We start from the raw sequence: 20,248 nt of genomic DNA, 5'->3' as shown, positions 1-20,248 counted from the left end.
GGGATTGAACCTGGCTTGTTGCTGATGAAACGAAACCAGATCCTCAACTCCCTTGAAACACAAACTTTACCGCCACCTATCGTGACCGAATCTGAGCATGATATCGCAGCCAATATCAGCATTGCAGTTTGTATCCCTGAGGGCGTCCCCTCCCAGAAGGCGCCTTGCGATACGTATATTGTAGGTAAGTGGAAACCTCTGCCTAAGATATCGTGTCAAGAATAGCAGGCTTTTTAACTCACTAAATTTACTAGATAAGCGGTGATATCGGCGTAACAAGGGGAGCTGGTAATGGTGGAGAAAACAGTTGAATTAACCCAAGTGGTGGAGAAGTCGGCAGGGTTTTCATTGCCTTATTTCGAGTTTTTAGTTTGTGTGCGGCGCTATGAGGCGGCGGGGCGATTACTGGTATTGATGTTGGACCAACTGGATACCCAATATGGTCGTTGGGATGTTTTTTCGCTTCAGCAACAGTCAATACAACAGCAGGAGCATTATTGTAATCGCCTGGCCGCAGCGATTGGCAACCTGCTTTCTGATCCTGGTTTTGTGGTATCAGATAAGGGTTTTTTACAACTGATTAATTTCCATCGCTGGATCGCGTTGATATTTGCCGCATCACCGTTTGGTCATGCGGATCATGTGATTACCAACCTTAATCAAGCCGGGGAAGGATGTGCTCATCCTCTGCGCTTTGAGCGCAATAATTTTCTGAAATTTTGCCTGATGTATTTACCTGAATCCGGTATTCCGCTTCAGCCGGATATATTATGGCAATTTAATCCCCATGCGGCAGCAGCATTGTTTCTGGCGCTACTGTCGCCGCGTATTTTACCCAGCGCCGTAGGCCACGCGAAACGTGAGCAGCTATTAGCGTGGTTACCTGAAAAACTGTTAACGCTGGAGAGCCTTGAGGGCTTGCCCGAACGTATCCTGCATGATGTTTATATGCATTGCAGTTATGCTGATATGGCAGAAAAGCATGCCATAAAACGCAGTATTAATGCTCACCTACGTAACACTCTACTTCACAATGGGCTATCTGATAATTGCTCTCGCCCACCATCACGTAGCAAACCATTGATGCTGGTTATTCTTGAATGGTTTAACAGCGGTCATTCTATTTATCGTACCCATTCCAGCACGTTACGCGCCGCGCGTGAGCAGTTTTCTACTCATGGTGCCACTATTGTTGAGGCAACAGATGCCACAACCCGTGAGGTTTTTGATGATTTTACCGAAGTCCAGCGGACGGGGGCGGTTGAGGCGATTGCTGTGCTGGCAAAGAAACTGCGCCCTGATGTTATCTATTTCCCCAGTGTCGGGATGTTTCCACTCACCATTGCACTGACTAATTTACGCTTAGCGCCCTTACAGATAATGGCACTAGGCCATCCGGCAACGACCCATTCCAGCTATATTGATGCGGTGTTGGTGGAAGAGGATTACCTGGGGGATCCCCGGTGTTTCTCCGAAAAAGTGGTTTCGTTACCCAAGGATTGCCTGCCCTATGTGCCGCCTGCCAATATCCGCCCGCCAGAACCGGTACAACATTTCGATGAGCGACCTGCGGTACATATTGCGGTTTGTGCCTCAGCGATGAAAATTAACCCGCGCTTTATTGCCACCTGCGCGGAAATAGCCCAACGAACATCAACGCCGGTTATATTTCATTTTCTGGTGGGTTTTTGCTGGGGTATTACCCATCGAGTTATGGAAAAAGCAATTAATGCTGCTATCCCTCAAGCTAAAATCTATGAGCACTTGGCTTATCAGGACTATTTATTGGTCATTAATCAGTGTGACCTGTTTATTAATCCTTTTCCTTTCGGCAATACTAATGGCATCGTCGATACAGTGCGTCAGGGCTTACCCGGTGTTTGTCTGAGCGGGGCTGAAGTACACGAACATATAGATGAAGGATTGTTCCGTCGGCTGGGATTGTCTGAGGAGCTGATTACACATGATTTGGCTGAGTACATTGCGGTTACAGTACGGTTGATTACCGATACCGAGTGGCGTAATAGCTTACGCTGCCAGTTGCTAAAAATTCAGCCTGACAATGTACTATTTTCCGGCAAACCTGAGCAATTCGGTTTGATTATCAGAGCGTTGTTAGATGATTGCCAGGCTGAAAGATGATAAAAAAAGCCTCCTGAAGCGGAGGCTTGAGTAGACACTTACATCAATAAGACTCATTCATTACGCGGCTTCAGTTTGCCGTTGTTTGGTGGGCTGCTTTACCACTGGTTTGGCTGCCAGTGCATCCGCGGCAAACTCATCGACATTAATTGAACGCAGGCGGCTCTCTTCTGCTTTAGTCAAAATAGCGGCTTCTTCAGCACTGATTTTCCCTTCAGCCAGCGCATGTTTTGCCAGCACATCCAGGCGAGTAAATGGCAGGCTTTTACCTGCTTCTTTACTCAGGCGCTTATGAATTGGCTCTGCTGCAATCACATCTTGTAACGCTGCTTCCAGTAAACCTACCGGGTTAAACTCGCTCGGTGTCAGATATTGACCACGACCAATACGGCTGCGGGTTGCTGATGGCACTTGCAGTAACTGCGCCAATTGATGGTCCAGACGATCTGACGGTGCCTGATGCACGCGCCCAAACGGGAAGACCACTAACCGCATTAACCCGGCGATAACGCCATTTGGGAAGTTGCGCAGTAAATCATCCAGAGCCTGTTCTGCCTGATGCAGGGCATCCTGCACACCCCAATGAACCAGCGGCAGATCTTCTTTTTGGCGGCCTTCGTCTTCATAGCGTTTCAGTGTTGCAGACGCCAGATACATTTGGCTGAGAATATCTCCCAAACGGGCAGAAATACGTTCACGACGTTTCAGGCTGCCACCCAACACCCCCATTGAGACATCAGAGAGCAAAGCTAAATTGGCGCTCAGGCGGTTCAGATGCTGGTAATAACGGCGAGTGCTGTCTTTGGTTGGCGTGGCACTGGTGCGGCCATTGGTCAGCCCCAACCAGAAGCTACGGACTTTGCTACTACCCACATGGCCCAGATGACCGAACAGCGCCTTATCGAAGGCGGCAACATCATTGGATTGTGCCGCTGCCATTTCATCCAGTACAAACGGATGGCAGCGAATCGCCCCCTGACCGAAGATAATCATACTACGGGTCAGAATGTTAGCGCCTTCAACGGTGATACCGATAGGTGCACCTTGATAGCCACGGGCCACGAAGTTGGCTGGGCCAAGGCAGATCCCTTTACCGCCCGCAATGTCCATCGCATCCATCACGGCGCGTTGACCACGGTGGGTACAGTGATATTTAACGATAGCGGATAACACGGCCGGTTTCTCACCCAGCATAATGCCGCTGGTAATTAAGGTTGCCGCCGCGTCCATCACATAAGCATTACCGGCGATTCGTGCCAACGGCTCTTCAATCCCTTCCATTTTACCGATTGAGATTTTGAACTGACGACGTATATAGGCGTAAGCACCAATCCCCATCGCCACACTTTTCAAGCTGCCAGTGGCGTTGGACGGCAAGGTAATCCCGCGACCAACCGACAGGCATTCCACCAGCATGCGCCAGCCCTGTCCGGCCATTTTTGGCCCGCCGATGATGTAATCAATCGGCACAAAGATATCGTTGCCACGGGTCGGGCCATTTTGGAACGGCACATTCAGTGGGAAGTGACGACGACCAATTTCCACCCCAGGCGTGTTAGTTGGGATCAGCGCACAGGTGATGCCTAAATCAACGGTATCGCCCAACAGATGTTCAGGGTCAGACAATTTGAACGCCAGTCCGAGCACTGTGGCGATCGGAGCAAGGGTGATATAGCGTTTATTCCAGGTCAGGCGCATGCCCAGTACCTGTTTGCCTTGCCATTCACCCATACAAACGGTGCCGGTATCTGGGATTGCGCCGGCATCAGAACCTGCTTCTGGGCTGGTCAGGGCGAAACAAGGGATCTCGTCGCCACGGGCCAAACCAGGCAAATAATGATTTTTTTGCTCTTCAGTACCGTAGTGTTGCAGCAATTCGCCGGGGCCGAGAGAGTTAGGAACGCCAACAGTGATGGCTAAAATGCCCGACACGCCAGACAGTTTTTGCAATACACGCGCCTGAGCATATGCTGAGAAATCAAGGCCGCCGTACTCTTTCTTGATAATCATCGCAAAGAAGCGATGTTCTTTCAGATATGCCCACAGTTCGGGTGGCAAGTCAGCCAGTTCGTGGGTAATTTGGAAGTCATTAGCCATACGACAGGCTTCTTCTACCGGCCCATCAATAAAAGCTTGTTCTTCGGCGGTTAACTGCGGTTTTGGGTAGTTATGCAGTTTCTTCCAGTCAGGCTGGCCCTGGAATAAATCACCTTCCCACCAAGTGGTGCCTGCATCAATCGCTTCTTTTTCGGTGCGTGACATGGCTGGCATGACTTTACGGAACATGCGCAATGCTGGCGTAGAAAACAGTGACTGACGCAGCGGAGTTAGCGTCAGGGGCAGCAAAACAATCACCAGCGGCAATAATGCCCAGAATGACCATAATTGCGAGGCCCCCATCGCGGCGGTGTAAACGACAAGAATCAAACTACTAAGATAGAGGTTCACCCGGTGATAGAACAGCACACCAATAAGAACCAGCAAGGCAACAATGCTAAGAACCATCATAATAAAGCTCCTGAGATGTAGGAGGTCTGACCTGTTGAGAGATACATTTGTTGTAGTCCATCTCATTATCTTTAGCAATACCATTACATGTTATTTACAACTCATCTCACAAACTGCCCGCATTAATAGCTAAAAGTCTTATGTCTTATTCATTACAGTGCTTCTCGCTGTTTATGCTATCCGTTACACTGGCGGCGGACGAATATTTATATATAGAACTATAAAGAGGCTCCCATGTATCAGGATTTAATCCGCAGTGAACTGAATGAAGCAGCAGACACACTGGCAAACTTTTTGAAAGATGATAGCAATATCAATGCTATTGCGAGCGCAGCCGTATTACTGGCTGATTCTTTTAAGGCTGGCGGCAAAGTCTTGTCATGTGGTAATGGTGGCTCCCATTGTGATGCCATGCATTTTGCCGAAGAGTTGACTGGCCGCTACCGCGAAAATCGCCCCGGCTATCCGGCGATTGCTATTTCAGATGTTAGCCATATCTCTTGTGTCAGTAATGATTTTGGTTATGACTATATTTTCTCTCGTTATGTTGAAGCAGTAGGTCGCGAAGGGGATGTACTACTCGGTATTTCTACTTCCGGTAATTCAGGTAATGTCATTAAGGCGATTGCAGCCGCCCGTGCCAAAGGCATGAAAGTGATCACCCTGACCGGCAAAGACGGTGGTAAAATGGCGGGCACGGCAGATATCGAAATCCGGGTTCCTCATTTTGGTTATGCCGATCGTATTCAGGAAATTCATATCAAAGTGATTCATATCTTGATTCAATTGATTGAAAAAGAGATGGTTAAAGCCTGATATGTCGTGGTGATCAACGGTATTATCAATCTCGTTGATCACCTTGACGGTGAGCGAGAGCAGCTAACACTGCTGCAACACCAAGAGCTAAGATATACGCGGGAGGTTGGTTATGTGCGAATTGCTCGGGATGAGCGCAAATGTTCCCACGGATATTTGCTTTAGCTTTACCGGCCTGGTGCAACGGGGCGGGGGGACTGGCCCACATAAAGATGGCTGGGGTATTACTTTTTATGAAGGTAACGGCTGTCGCACGTTTAAAGATCCCCAACCCAGTTTTAATTCACCGATAGCCCGTTTGGTGCAAGATTATCCGATAAAATCTTGCGCGGTGATTTCTCATATCCGTCAGGCAAATCGCGGTGAAGTGGCGTTAGAGAATACGCACCCTTTTACCCGCGAAATGTGGGGGCGAAACTGGACGTATGCCCATAACGGTCAACTTAAAGGCTATCGTCAATTAGACACCGGGACTTTCCGGCCTATCGGTCAGACCGACAGCGAATATGCGTTCTGCTGGTTACTTAACCAATTGGCAAAGCGTTACCCTCGAACCCCCAGTAACTGGCCAGCGGTATTCCGCTATATCGCTACCTTATGTGAGCAGTTGCGGGCAAAAGGGGTCTTTAATATGTTGCTTTCGGATGGGCGTTTTGTGATGGCGTTCTGTTCGACCAATCTGTATTGGATAACTCGCCGAGCACCTTTTGGCAAAGCGACCTTACTGGATCAAGATGTTGAGATAGATTTTCAACGCCAGACCACACCCAAAGATGTGGTCACGGTGATCGCGACTCAACCTCTGACAGGTAATGAAACCTGGCACAAAATTGCACCAGGTGAATTTGCATTATTCTGTTTTGGTGAGCGAATTTGATTTGGTCAGCGCATACTGCGATACCGGTGCATTGGCGACCGGCGGGCGGCTGAGTACGTACTGCCCGTTGATCACTGCAACTGATGGTGGCATCCGATTTTTGGTGAAATAGGCATACCCTGGCTGTAATTGCCGCCAGAAGCTGTAATCCGACGAGTTACGGTGGCGTTGCATATTCTGTTCAGTCATACGGAAAGGGTAGATACTGATATCCACTTTTTCCTGACCAAAGATAAATGCCGTTTGCACGTAGTTAAATATCTCGTCCATATAGGCATCGGTCATTGCATAACAGCCGATTGATTTGCAAGCGCCATGGATCATCAGATATTTCCCTGAATAACCCTGCGACTTATCATAATCATTTGGGAAGCCAATATTAATTGCCCGATAAAACTTACTGTCGGGTTTTAAATGGCGCATATCAATACTGTAAAAACCTTCCGGGCTTTTAAAATCCCCTTCACGGCGTTTTGGGCCAAGGCCACCTGAGAATTCACAGATGCGATAGCTCTGCACTAAACGATATTCACCTTGTAGCCTGGCGTATAATTCCAAGGTACGTTCTTCTTTGAAAATCTGAATATAGACCGATGACCCGAGTAATTGTTGTTTTAGCTCTTTGGAAACTGCCACTGGCTCACTGGCTGAGCTGGTGAAGGAAACCGCCGGCAAACCCATTATCACCACAGACGTAAGCATCGCAAACAACCGTGCGATTTTGCCCATTTATTATTCCTACTTATATTATGTAAATTATGCCACTGCATTCTTTGATTTATATGCGCAGATTATCAGTCGGAAAATTTTTAGCAATATATGTTTTGTATAAAATAACCACAAAGTCGGTAAAGATGAATTATCAACAAGATTTTACCGAGCGTATAGATAAATGAGTAGTAAATTATTTGTGTTTGCTTGACCCAAGTCACTGCATTTGTCAGACAGTGTAGAATGAAAATGCTAAAATCGTCCGCTGCTGATGGTCTGTACATGTAATCGCTATTACAGCCGCTTCACCCTGAAACCATATAACGTGGGTATCAGCAATAATCGCCGCGATTCTTTCAACCAGCGTTCATGTCTGCCTAATTGACTGAGTATTAAACCGTCGTTTAACTGAACCATGAAAGTATCTTATCTTTATGTAGCTGTACGCTCTGGGCTAAGTACAGCATTTGATATAACTAATAAAGTTGTTCAAACCTATGATTAAAATAAAGAAAGGGCTAGACCTTCCCATCGCTGGAGTACCTGTGCAGGTAATAGAGGAGGGGCCTGTTATTCGTCATGTGGCTCTGCTCGGTGAAGAGTATGTAGGCATGCGCCCCTCAATGTTGGTGCAAGAAGGTGACTGGGTTAAAAAAGGGCAGGCGCTCTTTGAAGATAAAAAAAATCCAGGAGTTACCTTTACTGCGATCGCCAGTGGCAGAATCAGTGCCATCAATCGTGGTGAACGTCGGGTGCTTCAGTCTGTTGTCATCGAGATTGAAGGGGATGAGCAAATGCCTTTCCAACACTATGAGGCCGCTGATCTTAATCATCTGAGCAATGAACAGGTACAAAGCCAATTGCTGGCATCTGGTTTATGGACCGCATTCAGAACCCGACCGTTTAGTAAAACCCCAGTGCCAGGCAGTAGCCCACGCGCTATTTTTGTCAGTGCGATGGATACCCAGCCGCTGGCAGCCGATCCGCAGGTCATTATTGCCACTGAGTCAGACGCCTTTAAGCACGGCTTAACTGTTCTCACGCGTTTAACTGAAGGCAAAGTGCATGTGGGTCATGCTCCGGGGCAGGTTGCGGTCAACCATTCGAACGGGCAAGTGACTTATAACGAGTTCTCCGGCCCGCATCCTGCGGGTCTGGTGGGGACACACATTCATTTCCTTGAGCCGGTGAGTTTGCGCAAAATGGTGTGGCATGTGGGCTATCAGGATGTGATTGCTATCGGTAAATTGTTTACCCGTGGTGAACTCTGTACTGACCGCATCGTTGCGGTGGCTGGCCCACAGGTGAATCAACCGATTTTAGTGCGCACCCGTTTGGGCGCCAGCTTATCTGAACTGACCGCAGGCAAGTTAAAAGAGGGTGAGAATCGTATTATCTCCGGCTCAGTGCTCAGCGGTACGGCCTTCTCGGCAACTCATGGTTATTTGGGCCGTTTCCACCAGCAAGTTTCGGTTATCCGCGAAGGGCGAGAAAAAGAGCTATTCGGTTGGGTAATGCCAGGGCGTGATAAATACTCGATCACCCGTACTACGCTGGGCCATTTCTTCAAACGCAAGTTGTTTGCTTTCTCTACCGATATGCATGGTGGGGAGCGCGCCATGGTACCAATTGGTAACTATGAGCGGGTGATGCCACTGGATATTCTGGCAACCCATTTGTTGCGTGATCTACTGTCCGGTGATACCGACAGCGCGCAAGCGCTAGGATGTTTGGAGTTGGATGAAGAAGATTTGGCTTTGTGTACATTTGTCTGCCCCGGTAAGTACGAATACGGTCCGGCACTGCGCGACATATTGACCAAGATTGAGCAGGAAGGATAACTGATGGGCTTGAAAAGTTTTCTTGAGAAAATAGAACACCACTTTGAAGCGGGTGGCAAATTAGAGAAGTACTATCCGCTGTATGAAGCGGCTGCCACTATTTTCTATACACAGGGCAAAGTGACACCGGGTGCTTCTCATGTGCGAGATGCGATCGACCTGAAAAGGATGATGATCCTGGTGTGGCTGGCGGTATTCCCTGCCATGTTCTGGGGTATGTATAACGTAGGGCTACAGGCCATTCCGGCGCTGAACCAACTCTACAGTGGCGCGGAACTGCAACAGATTATAGCCAGTGACTGGCATTACCGGTTGGCACAAATGCTGGGGGCGTCATTGGCTCCAGATGCTGGCTGGGCCAGTAAAATGGTGCTGGGGGCGGTTTATTTCTTGCCTATCTATGCCGTTGTATTTGTGGTTGGCGGTTTTTGGGAAGTGGTCTTCTCCATTGTCCGCAAGCATGAGATCAATGAAGGTTTCTTTGTTACCTCGATTCTGTTTTCCCTGATAGTTCCACCTACGTTACCACTATGGCAAGCAGCACTTGGGATCTCTTTCGGCGTGGTTATTGGCAAAGAGATTTTTGGTGGCACTGGGCGTAACTTCCTCAACCCGGCACTGGCTGGGCGTGCTTTCTTATTCTTTGCTTATCCGGCTCAGATATCCGGTGATTTGGTGTGGACTGCCGCAGATGGTTTCTCCGGCGCAACCCCATTGTCACAGTGGAGTGTTAACGGCAGTCACAGTTTGGTTAACACCATTACCAATCAGCCTATTACGTGGATGGATGCTTTCCTCGGTAATATTCCCGGCTCTATTGGTGAGGTTTCCACGCTAATGATCCTGATTGGCGGCGCCATTATTCTTTTCGGGCGCATCGCCTCGTGGCGGATTGTTGCAGGGGTGATGATTGGCATGATTGCCACGGCCTACCTATTTAACTGGGTCGGCTCCACCACCAATCCACTATTTGCTATGCCGTGGTATTGGCATTTGGTACTCGGTGGCTTCGCTTTCGGTATGATCTTTATGGCGACCGATCCGGTTTCGGCTTCCTTTACTGATAAAGGGAAATGGTGGTATGGCGGCTTGATTGGCGCGATGTGTGTGTTGATCCGCGTCGCTAATCCAGCTTATCCCGAAGGAATGATGTTGGCTATCTTGTTTGCCAACCTGTTTGCACCGCTATTTGACTATGTGGTTGTTCAGGCCAATATCAAGCGGAGGAAAGCGCGTGGCGAGTGATAAACCAAGAAATAATGACAGCATCGGCAAAACGTTGCTGGTGGTAATTGTGCTATGCCTGGTGTGTTCTGTGGTGGTGGCTGGTGCGGCTGTGGGGTTGAAAGCCAAGCAGCAGGAACAACGTCTGTTAGATAAACAACGCAATATTCTGGCGGTGGCGGGTTTGTTGCAACCAAGAATGCCCGCAGAAGAGGTTCAGCGGGAATTTGCGCTGCGCATTGAGCCACGGTTGCTAGATTTGCAAAGTGGTGCGTTTATTCAACAGGATCCGGCAACCTTTGATCGTGCTCAGGCATTGCGTAGTGACCAAATGAGCATTGCCCTGACGCCCGCACAGGATATTGCTGGCATCCGCCGGCGCGCTAACGTGGTTGAAATTTATCTGGTACGTGGTGAAATCGGGCAAATCAACAAGATAGTTCTCCCTGTTTATGGCTCCGGTCTGTGGTCAATGATGTATGCCTTTGTTGCCATCGACACTGACGGCAAAACGGTGCGTGGTATCACCTATTACGATCAGGGTGAGACCCCAGGGCTGGGAGGTGAGGTTGAGAACCCAATTTGGCGTAATCAATGGATTGGTAAGCGGCTATTTGACGAGCAAGGCCAACCGGCTATTCGGATTGTTAAAGGGCGCGCACCGGCTAATGATCCTCATGCGATCGATGGCTTGTCAGGTGCGACCTTGACCTCTAATGGGGTGCAAAACAGCTTTGATTTTTGGCTCGGTGAAAACGGCTTTGGCCCGTTCCTGAAAAAAGTGCGCGAAGGAGCGTTAAAAAATGGCTGATACCAAAGAGATTAAGCGAGTTTTATTCGGGCCGTTATTTGATAACAACCCGATAGCGTTACAGATCCTTGGCGTTTGTTCCGCGCTGGCGGTGACCACCAAGCTGGAAACCGCATTAGTGATGACACTGGCAGTCACCTTGGTAACTGCGTTCTCCAGTTTCTTCATCTCACTGATTCGCCATCATATTCCAAACAGTGTGCGCATCATTGTTCAGATGGTGATTATTGCCTCGCTGGTGATTGTGGTGGATCAGATCTTACGGGCCTTTGCCTATGAGATATCCAAACAGCTATCCGTGTTTGTTGGCCTGATTATTACTAACTGCATTGTGATGGGGCGTGCCGAAGCCTATGCAATGAAGTCGCCGCCGATTGAAAGCTTTATGGATGGTATTGGTAATGGTTTGGGCTATGGCGTCGTGCTGGTGTTGGTGGGTTTTGTTCGCGAACTGATTGGCTCCGGTAAGTTATTTGGTGTGACAGTATTTGAAACCGTCCAGAACGGCGGGTGGTATCAGCCGAACGGATTGTTCCTGTTGGCACCTAGCGCATTCTTTATCATTGGTTTGCTGATTTGGGGTCTGCGTACCCTGAAACCTGCGCAGATTGAGAAGGAGTAATTGACGATGGAACATTACATCAGTCTGTTTGTCCGCGCGGTGTTTGTGGAAAATATGGCGTTAGCATTCTTTTTGGGGATGTGTACTTTCCTTGCAGTTTCCAAGAAAGTGTCGACCGCCTTTGGCCTTGGCATCGCGGTAACGGTGGTATTGGGTATCTCAGTACCTGCGAATAATCTGGTTTACAATCTGATACTGCGAGATGGCGCATTAGTTGAAGGGGTTGATCTCAGTTTCCTGAATTTTATCACCTTTATTGGCGTTATCGCTGCCATAGTGCAGGTGTTGGAGATGATCCTCGATCGTTATTTCCCAGCACTTTATAACGCACTGGGTATCTTCCTGCCATTGATCACTGTGAACTGCGCCATCTTCGGCGGCGTCTCCTTTATGGCACAACGAGATTACAATTTCCCTGAGTCTATCGTTTATGGCTTTGGCTCGGGCATCGGTTGGATGCTGGCAATTGTGGCGCTCGCAGGTATTCGCGAAAAAATGAAATATGCCAATGTGCCTGCGGGTTTACAGGGGTTAGGGATCACCTTTATCACAACCGGATTGATGGCCTTAGGGTTTATGTCTTTCTCCGGTGTGAATCTATAAAGGCAGGAATAAGTCATGGAAATAATTCTGGGCGTAGTGATGTTCACCCTTATCGTACTGGCATTGACAGTGATGATTCTATTCGCCAAATCAAAGTTGGTGAATACCGGTGATATCACGATTGATGTTAATGATGATGCGGATAAAAGTTTTACCGCGCCTGCGGGGGATAAGCTGCTCAATATGCTTTCCAGCCAGGGCATATTCGTTTCTTCAGCTTGTGGTGGTGGCGGTTCTTGCGGGCAGTGCCGCGTGACGATTAAAGAAGGTGGCGGGGATATCCTGCCGACGGAACTTTCACATATCTCAAAGCGTGAAGCTAAAGAAGGCTGTCGGTTAGCTTGTCAGGTTAGTGTGAAGCAGAACCTGAAAATTGAATTGCCAGAAGAAATCTTTGGTGTGAAAAAGTGGGAGTGTGAAGTTATCTCTAATGATAATAAAGCCACATTTATCAAAGAATTGAAGCTAAAAATTCCCGATGGTGAAGTGGTGCCATTCCGCGCCGGTGGTTTTATCCAAATAGAAGCTGAACCGCATACAGTTAAATATACAGACTTTGATGTACCTGATGAATATCGCGGTGATTGGGATAAATTCAATCTGTTCCGGTTCGAGTCAGTGGTCGCTGAATCAACGGTGCGTGCTTACTCCATGGCGAACTACCCAGAAGAGCGCGGCATTATTATGCTTAACGTGCGTATTGCTACGCCACCACCGTCAGTTCCTGATGCGCCGCCAGGCATTATGTCTTCTTATATCTGGTCATTAAAACCCGGTGATAAGGTGGTTATCTCTGGCCCATTTGGTGAGTTTTTTGCCAAAGATACCGATGCAGAGATGGTCTTTATTGGTGGTGGGGCGGGTATGGCCCCGATGCGCTCGCATATTTTTGATCAGCTTAAGCGGCTACATTCGAAGCGTAAAATCAGTTTTTGGTATGGTGCGCGTTCACGGCGTGAAATGTTCTATGAAGAAGATTTTGACCAACTACAGGCTGAGAATGATAATTTCCGTTGGCACGTTGCATTATCAGACCCACAACCGGAAGATAACTGGACGGGATATACCGGCTTTATTCATAACGTATTGTTAGAAAATTACCTTAAAAATCATCCGGCACCGGAAGATTGTGAGTTCTATATGTGTGGTCCTCCGATGATGAATGCGGCAGTTATCAAAATGCTGAAGGATCTCGGTGTAGAAGATGACAATATTATGCTTGATGATTTTGGCGGCTGATTTGCCATTATTCGGCTTTTTACCGCAATTGGGGATATCGTGCAGAAACATATAACGCATTGGTTAATAGCCGCCGTGGGGGCTTTGCTGCTCACAGGATGTGGCCCTGAGCAAGTCAATCTCGAAGGTAAAACGATGGGGACCTCATATTCAATTAAATATGTGAGTGACTCATCCACACCCAGCGCAAAGAAGTTACAGCAGGAAATAGACCGCGAGTTGGAACTGGTTAATGACCGGATGTCGACATATCGGTCTGGTTCTGAATTGAGCCGTTTTAATCAAAGTCGCGCAGTGAGTACACCATTTCGAGTATCAGCGGATACCGCTAAAGTGGTGCGTGAGGCTATCCGAATTAATCGCCTGACCGATGGTGCTCTGGATGTCACTGTCGGGCCTTTGGTTAATTTATGGGGGTTTGGTCCTGAAGGGCGGCCAGAAGTTGTCCCTACTGAAGCTGAAATAGCTAAACGTCGTGCATGGGCTGGTATTGATAAACTGGCAGTAGAAAAAGGTGCGTTAATCAAACGGATCCCTGAGCTGTATGTCGATCTTTCCTCTATTGCGAAGGGATATGGGGTTGATGTTGTAGCTGAATATCTGGAAACGCAAAATATCACCCACTATATGGTTGATATCGGCGGTGAAGTGCGGACGCGCGGTAATAATGGTGACAATAAGCCTTGGCGCATTGCGATAGAAAAACCTGTTACTGGCTCGGCACAAAGCGCGCAAGAGATTATTGAACCGGGGCGTATGGCAATAGCGACCTCTGGGGATTATCGTAATTATTTTGAGCAGAATGGCGTGCGTTACTCACACACGATTGACCCGGAAACGGGGCGGCCAATTAATCACCGGCTTGTATCAATCACCGTTTTAGATCCAAGCTGTATGACAGCAGATGGGCTGTCGACTGGGCTAGATGTCCTTGGGCCAGAACGAGGTATGGCACTTGCTAATTTACTGGGTATTCCGGTATTTATGATAGTAAAAACCGATAAGGGCTTTGAGGAGCGTTATTCTGACGCGTTCAAGCCTTATCTACAAAAACGGCCTTGATAGGAGAGGATATGTTGACAGTTTTTATCGCATCCTTTGTCTTTTTTCTATTGGTCATCGGCGGGATGTCGTTAGGTTATATCGTAAAGCGTAAAACCTTGCAGGGCAGTTGCGGAGGAATTGGGGCTTTGGGGATGGAAAAAGTATGTGACTGCCCTGAGCCTTGTGACTCACGTAAGAAACGCTTGGCTAAGGAAGCTGCTCGGCAGAAGAAATTGGATCAATATCGTATTTTATAAGGTGTGTTATAGATTACGATACGACCAATATAGAGAGTTGTGTATAAAAATTGTATAGGCACGACACACAAATTTAGACAGAACCCCCCAGCCAACTCAGTATTGACTGGGGGGTTTATATTTACACTTTAATGTTGTTTTTGGTCTGTCAATTTACGGTGATAAGGCTGTTGTTCCATTTTCTGATTAGCGCCATATCACGGTGGTCGATTTTTACTTATTTATTCTTACTCACTATATTTTTAAAAAGTGCAGGAGAATCAACCATGACGCCATTTACCTGTAATTCTTTGGCTTTTTTATAATCTTCAGGAGTATTAATGCCGAAGAAAATAATATGTGCATTGGTATTTTTTCTAAAGCAATCCATCGCCTCTTTATCCCAACTTAATACGGCGTCAGAACGCCCTTCGCCCAACGTGTATTTTTCTACCACTTGTACTTTGCGATGTAACTCTAAACCATACCAACGTTCTGTATTATCTGCTGGTAATTCACATTTATGATCCATCGTAATATTAGCTAATTGAGTACGGGTAAAGTTGCGGCTTTCAAAACGCTTGATTTTATGCGAGGCATCGCTGTCTGCATTGACGGTATCCAGTGCTTTCAGATAGTTATCATCTGTAGAGTAAACCCGGGTACGTGCGAAGCGATCTTTTTCTCCCTTAGTGCTTGCGGTAAGCGTCTCTTTTAGGGCTTTGGCAAAGGTTAACGGGTTGGCATCTGGTGACTTAATGTCCAGATAGAATGTCGTATCAGGATATTTTTTCAGCACCTCATCAAGTGTGGGAATATTGGTGCGTGAATCAGTTTTAGGCTGGATATGATGTTTCTTGTTATAGGCAACACTCTCATCCACTTTAGCGAGTTGTTGAGCTGTATAACTAGAAACCGCCCCGGACTTATCAGTTAGTTCTTTGAGGTCTGAAGGGCGATATAATACTGGGATATTATCTTTAGATAATTGTAATGTAATCCATATAGCATCAACACCATTAGATAGCGCTTTATCGATAGCCAGTAAGGTATTTTCTGGCGCATCTGCCGTTCCTGCGCGATGAGCAATAATCTGTGGTGATGAAACCGTAACGGATTGAGCATTAACAATAAATGTAGCGGAAAGAAGTAGGGTGGCCATTATATAATTTCGCATAATATATAGTTTCCATTCATTATCTAATAATGAATTTTATAAGGTGAGAGTTAATCATATCACTAACATTTTTTCGACCTTTTCGAATTTAATGATTTTTTATTAAAAATAAATGACAAAATGCTAAAAAAAGCCAATAACAGTATTCAATTCTGTTATATACGTAATTAGTTGGTGTTTTGATTAGGATAATTATGACTTTACGGTATGGCTATCTGATTCGAATACGCGCAGAGCAGAATTGCTCAACGATAGAATTGCATACTGATATTGAGGATATTTATCACCTATCGCGGGATGAGAAAATTCTGCATAAATCTTAAAAACCATTAGTTAAGCAGGTAAAAGTTGTATTAGTGTGATGTGATATTTCACTGGGTTGTTGCACCTTTAAGTGCCAGGTCTTAAGAAGGAATGTTGTGTGTCGAAATTGCGAGTTGGTGTAATTTTTGGTGGTAAATCGGCAGAGCATGAAGTGTCGTTACAGTCGGCCAAAAACATCGTAGAGGCGATTGATAAAGAAAAATTTGATGTCACGCTGCTAGGTATTGATAAGCAGGGGGAATGGCATGTTAACGATGCGTCCAGCTATTTGTTAAATGCAGAGAACCCGGCGTTGATCTCCCTGAACCACTCAAACAAAAATGTAGCGTTGATTCCCGGTCAAGAGCAGCAGCAGCTTATCGCTGCGGATAATGCTACTGCATTGGCGCAACTGGATGTCATTTTCCCTATAGTACACGGTACGTTAGGGGAGGATGGTTCCTTGCAAGGCTTGCTGCGTATGGCAAATATCCCCTTCGTTGGCTCTGGTGTGGTGGGGTCTGCGGTGAGCATGGATAAAGATATCGCCAAGCGGCTACTGCGTGATGCCGGGTTGAATATCGCCCCCTTCATTACACTGACGCGAGCAAATAAAAATAATTACAGTTTTGAGCAGATGACGGCAAAACTTGGTTTACCCCTCTTTATCAAACCGGCAAATCAAGGCTCCTCGGTTGGGGTGAGTAAAGTACGCAATGCGGCTGAATACCAGCAGGCTGTTACGCTCGCGTTTGATTTTGACCATAAGGTATTGGTTGAATCCGCGATTGTCGGGCGTGAGATTGAATGTGCGGTACTGGGTAATGATAACCCTCGAGCTAGCCTGTGTGGTGAAGTGGTCGTCAGTGATGAATTTTACTCCTACGATACCAAGTATATTAATGAAACCGGTGCTCAGGTGGTTATCCCTGCGGTGATAGACAGTGCAGCCAGCGACCATATTCGCGCAGTAGCATTAGCCGCGTTTCGTACACTTGAATGCCGTGGTCTGGCACGGGTAGATGTCTTTTTAACGCCAGAAAATACAGTTATTATAAATGAAATCAATACACTGCCTGGTTTCACCAACATCAGTATGTACCCCAAACTCTGGCGCGCTACGGGCGTCGGTTCTACCGAGCTGATCACAACACTGATTGAGCTGGCGTTAGAGCGCCATCAGCAAGATAAGTCATTGAAGAGTTCTATTTTTAGCGACCGCTAAATGAATATTGTGGTTGAACCCATCGGTTGCCTGTAGGCAGCCGTTGCGTTCGGCTCTCAAGAAAAGCTGCGTGGCTGAGGATTAGGATAATCTTGAATTTTCCTGATTTAACTGTATTTTTATACAGTGGTTTGGTTGGGGAAAGATAACATGCGTAAGATTATTCATGTCGATATGGATTGCTTCTTCGCGGCAGTGGAAATGCGCGACGATCCCAGTTTGCGTGATATTCCCATCGCGATTGGTGGCAGTCGCGATCGGCGTGGAGTGATCAGTACGGCCAATTACCCTGCCAGGCGTTATGGTGTTCGTAGTGCTATGCCAACGGCGATGGCACTTAAACTTTGTCCACAGCTTAAAGTTATCCCTGGCAGAATGGCAGCCTATAAAGAGGCGTCACTGCATATCCGTGAAATTTTCGCTCGTTATACCCCGCTGATTGAGCCGCTCTCGCTGGATGAGGCCTATCTGGATGTTTCTGATTGCACTGCATGCAGTGGTTCTGCCACTTTAATTGCTCAGGAAATCCGTCAAGCCATTTTTGATGAACTGAGTCTGACCGCTTCCGCCGGTATTGCCCCGATAAAGTTTCTGGCCAAAATCGCTTCAGATCTGAATAAACCTAATGGTCAATATGTCATCACCCCTAATCAGATTCAGCCTTTCTTGCATGATTTGCCGCTGAGTAAGATCCCTGGCGTGGGGAAAGTGACCGCTAAGCGTTTACAAGAACTCGGGTTGGTTACCTGCGGTGATGTGCAAAATTATCCGCAAGCTGAATTATTAAAGCGTTTTGGCAAATTCGGTCATGTGCTGTGGGAGCGTAGCCACGGTATTGATGAGCGTGAAATATCCCCGGACAGATTGCGTAAATCGGTCGGTGTTGAAAGAACGCTGGCGGAAGATATTCATGATTGGGAAAGTTGTGAGGCATTGATTGATCAGCTTTATATTGAACTGGAAACTCGATTACGCAAAGTGAGGCCGGATCTGCATATCGCACGTCAGGGCGTTAAGTTGAAATTTCATGATTTTCAACAAACTACACAGGAGCATGTTTGGCCAGAACTGAATAAGGCCGATTTGCTGCAAGTGGCGCGCACGGCATGGAATGAACGGCGTACCGGGCGGGGAGTACGTTTGGTTGGGCTACATGTCACTTTACTGGACCCACAACTTGAACGGCAATTACTGCTTAGTTGGGAATAATGCGATCAATAAAAAACGGCGGGCCAAAGCGCCGCCGTTATCATCTAAAGATCAATCAGCGTTGTTTATGCCCGTTCTGGAATGGCTTTTAGCAGTGCGGTCAGCAACTGCCAATATTGACCAACGCTTTCGATATGAACTTGTTCATCCGGTGAATGTGGGCCGGTCATGGTTGGCCCAATCGACACCATATCCATATCCGGGTAAGGTTTTTTGAATAAACCACACTCCAGACCGGCGTGGATAACCATGATGTTCGGTGTTTTGTTGAACAGTTTTTGGTAGGTTTCCCGCACCAATGCCATGACAGGAGAGGTTGGATCCGGCTGCCAGCCAGGGTAACCGCCTTTCGGTAGCGTTTGTGCGCCAGCTAATTGACCAATTGCCGTCAGCATGCTCACCACGTAATCTTTGCCACTGTCGATCAGGGAGCGAATCAGGCAGATGATTTCTGCTTCGTTCTCATTCATGGTAACCACACCCACATTCAGTGAGGTTTCAACCACGCCTTTAACGGCATCGCTCATGCGAATTACACCGTTTGGCGTAGCATTCAGCAATGCCACTAAACGTTGCTGTGTGTCTTTAGTCAGCGCTTTTACATCAGTAGATACTGGCTCAAGCAGGAGTGCCAGATTTTTTTCCACCGCAGCCAGTTCGTTTTTCAACGTTGCCAGATACGCCTGACTCAGGCTTTTCAATTGATCGACTTTATCTGCACCAACCGCCAGGATCACCGACCCCTCACGCGGGATAGCGTTACGTAATGTGCCGCCATTGAGATCCAATACGCGCAGATCCAGATCTGTTGCGTGTTCGAACAGGAAGCGGGCCAGCAACTTGTTAGCATTGCCTAAACCTAAATGGATATCCGCACCTGAGTGACCGCCTTTAAGGCCTTTTAAGGTCAATTTCAGGGTTTGGTAACCTGCAGGGACTGCTTCGCGCTTCAGGGCCAGAGTGGTGATGAAATCAATACCACCAGCGCAACCCATATAGATTTCACCTTCCTGTTCGGAATCGGTATTAATCAGAATATCGGCTTTCAGCCAGTTAGGTTGCAGGCCGAATGCACCGTCCATACCGGCTTCTTCGGTCATGGTCAGTAGCACTTCCAGTGGGCCATGTTCAACGCTGTCATCAGACAATACGGCCAGCGCAGAAGCCATACCAATGCCGTTATCCGCACCTAATGTTGTGCCACGGGCTTTAACCCATTCACCGTCGATATAAGGCTGGATAGGATCTTTGGTAAAGTCATGTACCGTATCATTATTCTTCTGCGGCACCATATCCAGATGGGCTTGCAGCGCCACCGGCTTACGGTTTTCCATCCCTTTGGTCGCAGGTTTACGCAGCAGGATATTACCGACCTGGTCGCGCTCGGCGTGCAGGCCTCTTTCTTTGGCCCACGTCATAATGTGCTGCGCCAGCGCTTCTTCATGGTAAGACGGATGGGGGATGGAGCAGATTTTTGCGAAAATATCCCACAACGGCTGAGGCGAAAGTTGAGACAGTTCAGACACTGTAAGTCTCCTGTAACAGCATGCTCATATCGGCAACCTCAGAATGAAGATGTCAGAGATGCTATCGGGTTGATGACTAAAGATTTTAGGGGTAATGACAAACCGCCATCGGAATGGCGAGATGGTTTGAGAAT

General features: G+C 47.4%; 17 protein-coding genes. 13 read left to right on the top strand and 4 right to left on the bottom strand.

The features are described 5' to 3' along the window. Positions 1–291: 291 nt before the first annotated feature. Positions 292–2,142 (top strand): glycosyl transferase, encoded by a 1,851-nt coding sequence (locus tag A6J67_RS21140; protein ID WP_050088840.1) that lies wholly within the window; start codon positions 292–294, stop codon positions 2,140–2,142. Positions 2,143–2,202: 60 nt separating this feature from the next. Here A6J67_RS21140 and fadE read toward each other — a convergent pair whose 3' ends face one another. Continuing rightward, complete coding sequence (fadE, locus tag A6J67_RS21135; RefSeq protein WP_042569256.1) at positions 2,203–4,650, bottom strand: acyl-CoA dehydrogenase FadE; 2,448 nt, start codon at positions 4,648–4,650, stop codon at positions 2,203–2,205. 234 nt (positions 4,651–4,884) lie between these two features. Between fadE and lpcA the strand changes: the two genes are divergently transcribed. Together lpcA and A6J67_RS21125 are read left to right on the top strand one after the other, a co-directional pair. Then, on the top strand, positions 4,885–5,466 hold the full coding sequence (gene lpcA / locus A6J67_RS21130; protein WP_005189147.1) for a D-sedoheptulose 7-phosphate isomerase: 582 nt from the start codon (positions 4,885–4,887) through the stop codon (positions 5,464–5,466). Positions 5,467–5,578: 112 nt separating this feature from the next. Continuing rightward, positions 5,579–6,343 carry a class II glutamine amidotransferase gene (locus A6J67_RS21125; RefSeq protein WP_032907104.1) on the top strand — a complete coding sequence of 255 codons (765 nt, stop codon included), beginning with the start codon at positions 5,579–5,581 and terminating at the stop codon, positions 6,341–6,343. Here A6J67_RS21125 and dpaA read toward each other — a convergent pair. After that, positions 6,317–7,072, bottom strand: a complete 756-nt coding sequence (gene dpaA, locus A6J67_RS21120; RefSeq protein WP_032907106.1) for a peptidoglycan meso-diaminopimelic acid protein amidase — start codon at positions 7,070–7,072, stop codon at positions 6,317–6,319. The genes A6J67_RS21125 and dpaA overlap by 27 nt on opposite strands. A gap of 479 nt (positions 7,073–7,551) precedes the next feature. On the opposite strand from dpaA, the gene A6J67_RS21115 reads away from it, so the two are divergent. Genes A6J67_RS21115 through nqrM form a run of 8 tightly spaced genes read left to right on the top strand, consistent with a single transcriptional unit; the run spans position 7,552 to position 14,695 of the window. Continuing rightward, positions 7,552–8,895, top strand: a complete 1,344-nt coding sequence (locus tag A6J67_RS21115; protein ID WP_005189157.1) for a Na(+)-translocating NADH-quinone reductase subunit A — start codon at positions 7,552–7,554, stop codon at positions 8,893–8,895. A 3-nt stretch (positions 8,896–8,898) separates the two neighbouring features. Further along, positions 8,899–10,140, top strand: coding sequence for an NADH:ubiquinone reductase (Na(+)-transporting) subunit B (locus tag A6J67_RS21110; RefSeq protein ID WP_005189161.1), 1,242 nt, complete (start codon positions 8,899–8,901; stop codon positions 10,138–10,140). Then, the gene (locus tag A6J67_RS21105; protein WP_032907108.1) at positions 10,130–10,930 is read left to right on the top strand and encodes a Na(+)-translocating NADH-quinone reductase subunit C; all 801 of its coding nucleotides are present in this window, start codon (positions 10,130–10,132) and stop codon (positions 10,928–10,930) included. Before A6J67_RS21110 ends, A6J67_RS21105 begins: the two co-directional genes overlap by 11 nt. Beyond that, on the top strand, positions 10,923–11,552 hold the full coding sequence (locus A6J67_RS21100) for an NADH:ubiquinone reductase (Na(+)-transporting) subunit D (RefSeq protein ID WP_032907109.1): 630 nt from the start codon (positions 10,923–10,925) through the stop codon (positions 11,550–11,552). Before A6J67_RS21105 ends, A6J67_RS21100 begins: the two co-directional genes overlap by 8 nt. A 6-nt stretch (positions 11,553–11,558) precedes the next feature. Beyond that, the gene (nqrE, locus tag A6J67_RS21095) at positions 11,559–12,155 is read left to right on the top strand and encodes an NADH:ubiquinone reductase (Na(+)-transporting) subunit E (protein ID WP_005189181.1); all 597 of its coding nucleotides are present in this window, start codon (positions 11,559–11,561) and stop codon (positions 12,153–12,155) included. A 15-nt stretch (positions 12,156–12,170) separates the two neighbouring features. Beyond that, the gene (gene nqrF / locus A6J67_RS21090; protein ID WP_005189182.1) at positions 12,171–13,394 is read left to right on the top strand and encodes an NADH:ubiquinone reductase (Na(+)-transporting) subunit F; all 1,224 of its coding nucleotides are present in this window, start codon (positions 12,171–12,173) and stop codon (positions 13,392–13,394) included. 39 nt (positions 13,395–13,433) lie between these two features. Beyond that, positions 13,434–14,456, top strand: a complete 1,023-nt coding sequence (locus A6J67_RS21085) for an FAD:protein FMN transferase (RefSeq protein ID WP_042569259.1) — start codon at positions 13,434–13,436, stop codon at positions 14,454–14,456. An 11-nt stretch (positions 14,457–14,467) separates the two neighbouring features. After that, positions 14,468–14,695 (top strand): (Na+)-NQR maturation NqrM, encoded by a 228-nt coding sequence (nqrM, locus tag A6J67_RS21080; RefSeq protein ID WP_005189198.1) that lies wholly within the window; start codon positions 14,468–14,470, stop codon positions 14,693–14,695. A gap of 217 nt (positions 14,696–14,912) precedes the next feature. On the opposite strand, the gene A6J67_RS21075 is transcribed toward nqrM, so the two are convergent. Beyond that, positions 14,913–15,851 (bottom strand): glycerophosphodiester phosphodiesterase family protein, encoded by a 939-nt coding sequence (locus A6J67_RS21075; RefSeq protein WP_050297409.1) that lies wholly within the window; start codon positions 15,849–15,851, stop codon positions 14,913–14,915. A 421-nt stretch (positions 15,852–16,272) separates the two neighbouring features. Between A6J67_RS21075 and ddlA the strand changes: the two genes are divergently transcribed. Next, positions 16,273–17,379: a D-alanine--D-alanine ligase gene (ddlA, locus tag A6J67_RS21070; RefSeq protein WP_080608416.1), complete on the top strand. Its 1,107-nt coding sequence runs from the start codon at positions 16,273–16,275 to the stop codon at positions 17,377–17,379. A gap of 150 nt (positions 17,380–17,529) precedes the next feature. Then, on the top strand, positions 17,530–18,588 hold the full coding sequence (dinB, locus tag A6J67_RS21065; protein ID WP_005189210.1) for a DNA polymerase IV: 1,059 nt from the start codon (positions 17,530–17,532) through the stop codon (positions 18,586–18,588). Positions 18,589–18,653: 65 nt separating this feature from the next. Here dinB and pepD read toward each other — a convergent pair whose 3' ends face one another. Further along, complete coding sequence (pepD, locus tag A6J67_RS21060) at positions 18,654–20,114, bottom strand: beta-Ala-His dipeptidase (RefSeq protein ID WP_050088846.1); 1,461 nt, start codon at positions 20,112–20,114, stop codon at positions 18,654–18,656. Between the last annotated feature and the right edge of the window lie 134 nt (positions 20,115–20,248).

The sequence above is a fragment of the Yersinia sp. FDAARGOS_228 genome, assembly GCF_002073315.2.
GTDB lineage: Bacteria > Pseudomonadota > Gammaproteobacteria > Enterobacterales > Enterobacteriaceae > Yersinia > Yersinia intermedia.
Note: the sequence above shows the minus strand (reverse complement) of the source record. Positions and strands in the feature narration are given on the sequence as shown.

Bases quoted from the DNA above. Each gene is read 5' to 3' on its own strand.
- A6J67_RS21140 (WP_050088840.1), top strand. From the start codon at position 292: ATGGTGGAGAAAACAGTTGAATTAACCCAAGTGGTGGAGAAGTCGGCA.
- fadE (WP_042569256.1), bottom strand. From the start codon at position 4,650: ATGATGGTTCTTAGCATTGTTGCCTTGCTGGTTCTTATTGGTGTGCTG.
- lpcA (WP_005189147.1), top strand. From the start codon at position 4,885: ATGTATCAGGATTTAATCCGCAGTGAACTGAATGAAGCAGCAGACACA.
- A6J67_RS21125 (WP_032907104.1), top strand. From the start codon at position 5,579: ATGTGCGAATTGCTCGGGATGAGCGCAAATGTTCCCACGGATATTTGC.
- dpaA (WP_032907106.1), bottom strand. From the start codon at position 7,072: ATGGGCAAAATCGCACGGTTGTTTGCGATGCTTACGTCTGTGGTGATA.
- A6J67_RS21115 (WP_005189157.1), top strand. From the start codon at position 7,552: ATGATTAAAATAAAGAAAGGGCTAGACCTTCCCATCGCTGGAGTACCT.
- A6J67_RS21110 (WP_005189161.1), top strand. From the start codon at position 8,899: ATGGGCTTGAAAAGTTTTCTTGAGAAAATAGAACACCACTTTGAAGCG.
- A6J67_RS21100 (WP_032907109.1), top strand. From the start codon at position 10,923: ATGGCTGATACCAAAGAGATTAAGCGAGTTTTATTCGGGCCGTTATTT.
- nqrE (WP_005189181.1), top strand. From the start codon at position 11,559: ATGGAACATTACATCAGTCTGTTTGTCCGCGCGGTGTTTGTGGAAAAT.
- nqrF (WP_005189182.1), top strand. From the start codon at position 12,171: ATGGAAATAATTCTGGGCGTAGTGATGTTCACCCTTATCGTACTGGCA.
- nqrM (WP_005189198.1), top strand. From the start codon at position 14,468: ATGTTGACAGTTTTTATCGCATCCTTTGTCTTTTTTCTATTGGTCATC.
- A6J67_RS21075 (WP_050297409.1), bottom strand. From the start codon at position 15,851: ATGCGAAATTATATAATGGCCACCCTACTTCTTTCCGCTACATTTATT.
- dinB (WP_005189210.1), top strand. From the start codon at position 17,530: ATGCGTAAGATTATTCATGTCGATATGGATTGCTTCTTCGCGGCAGTG.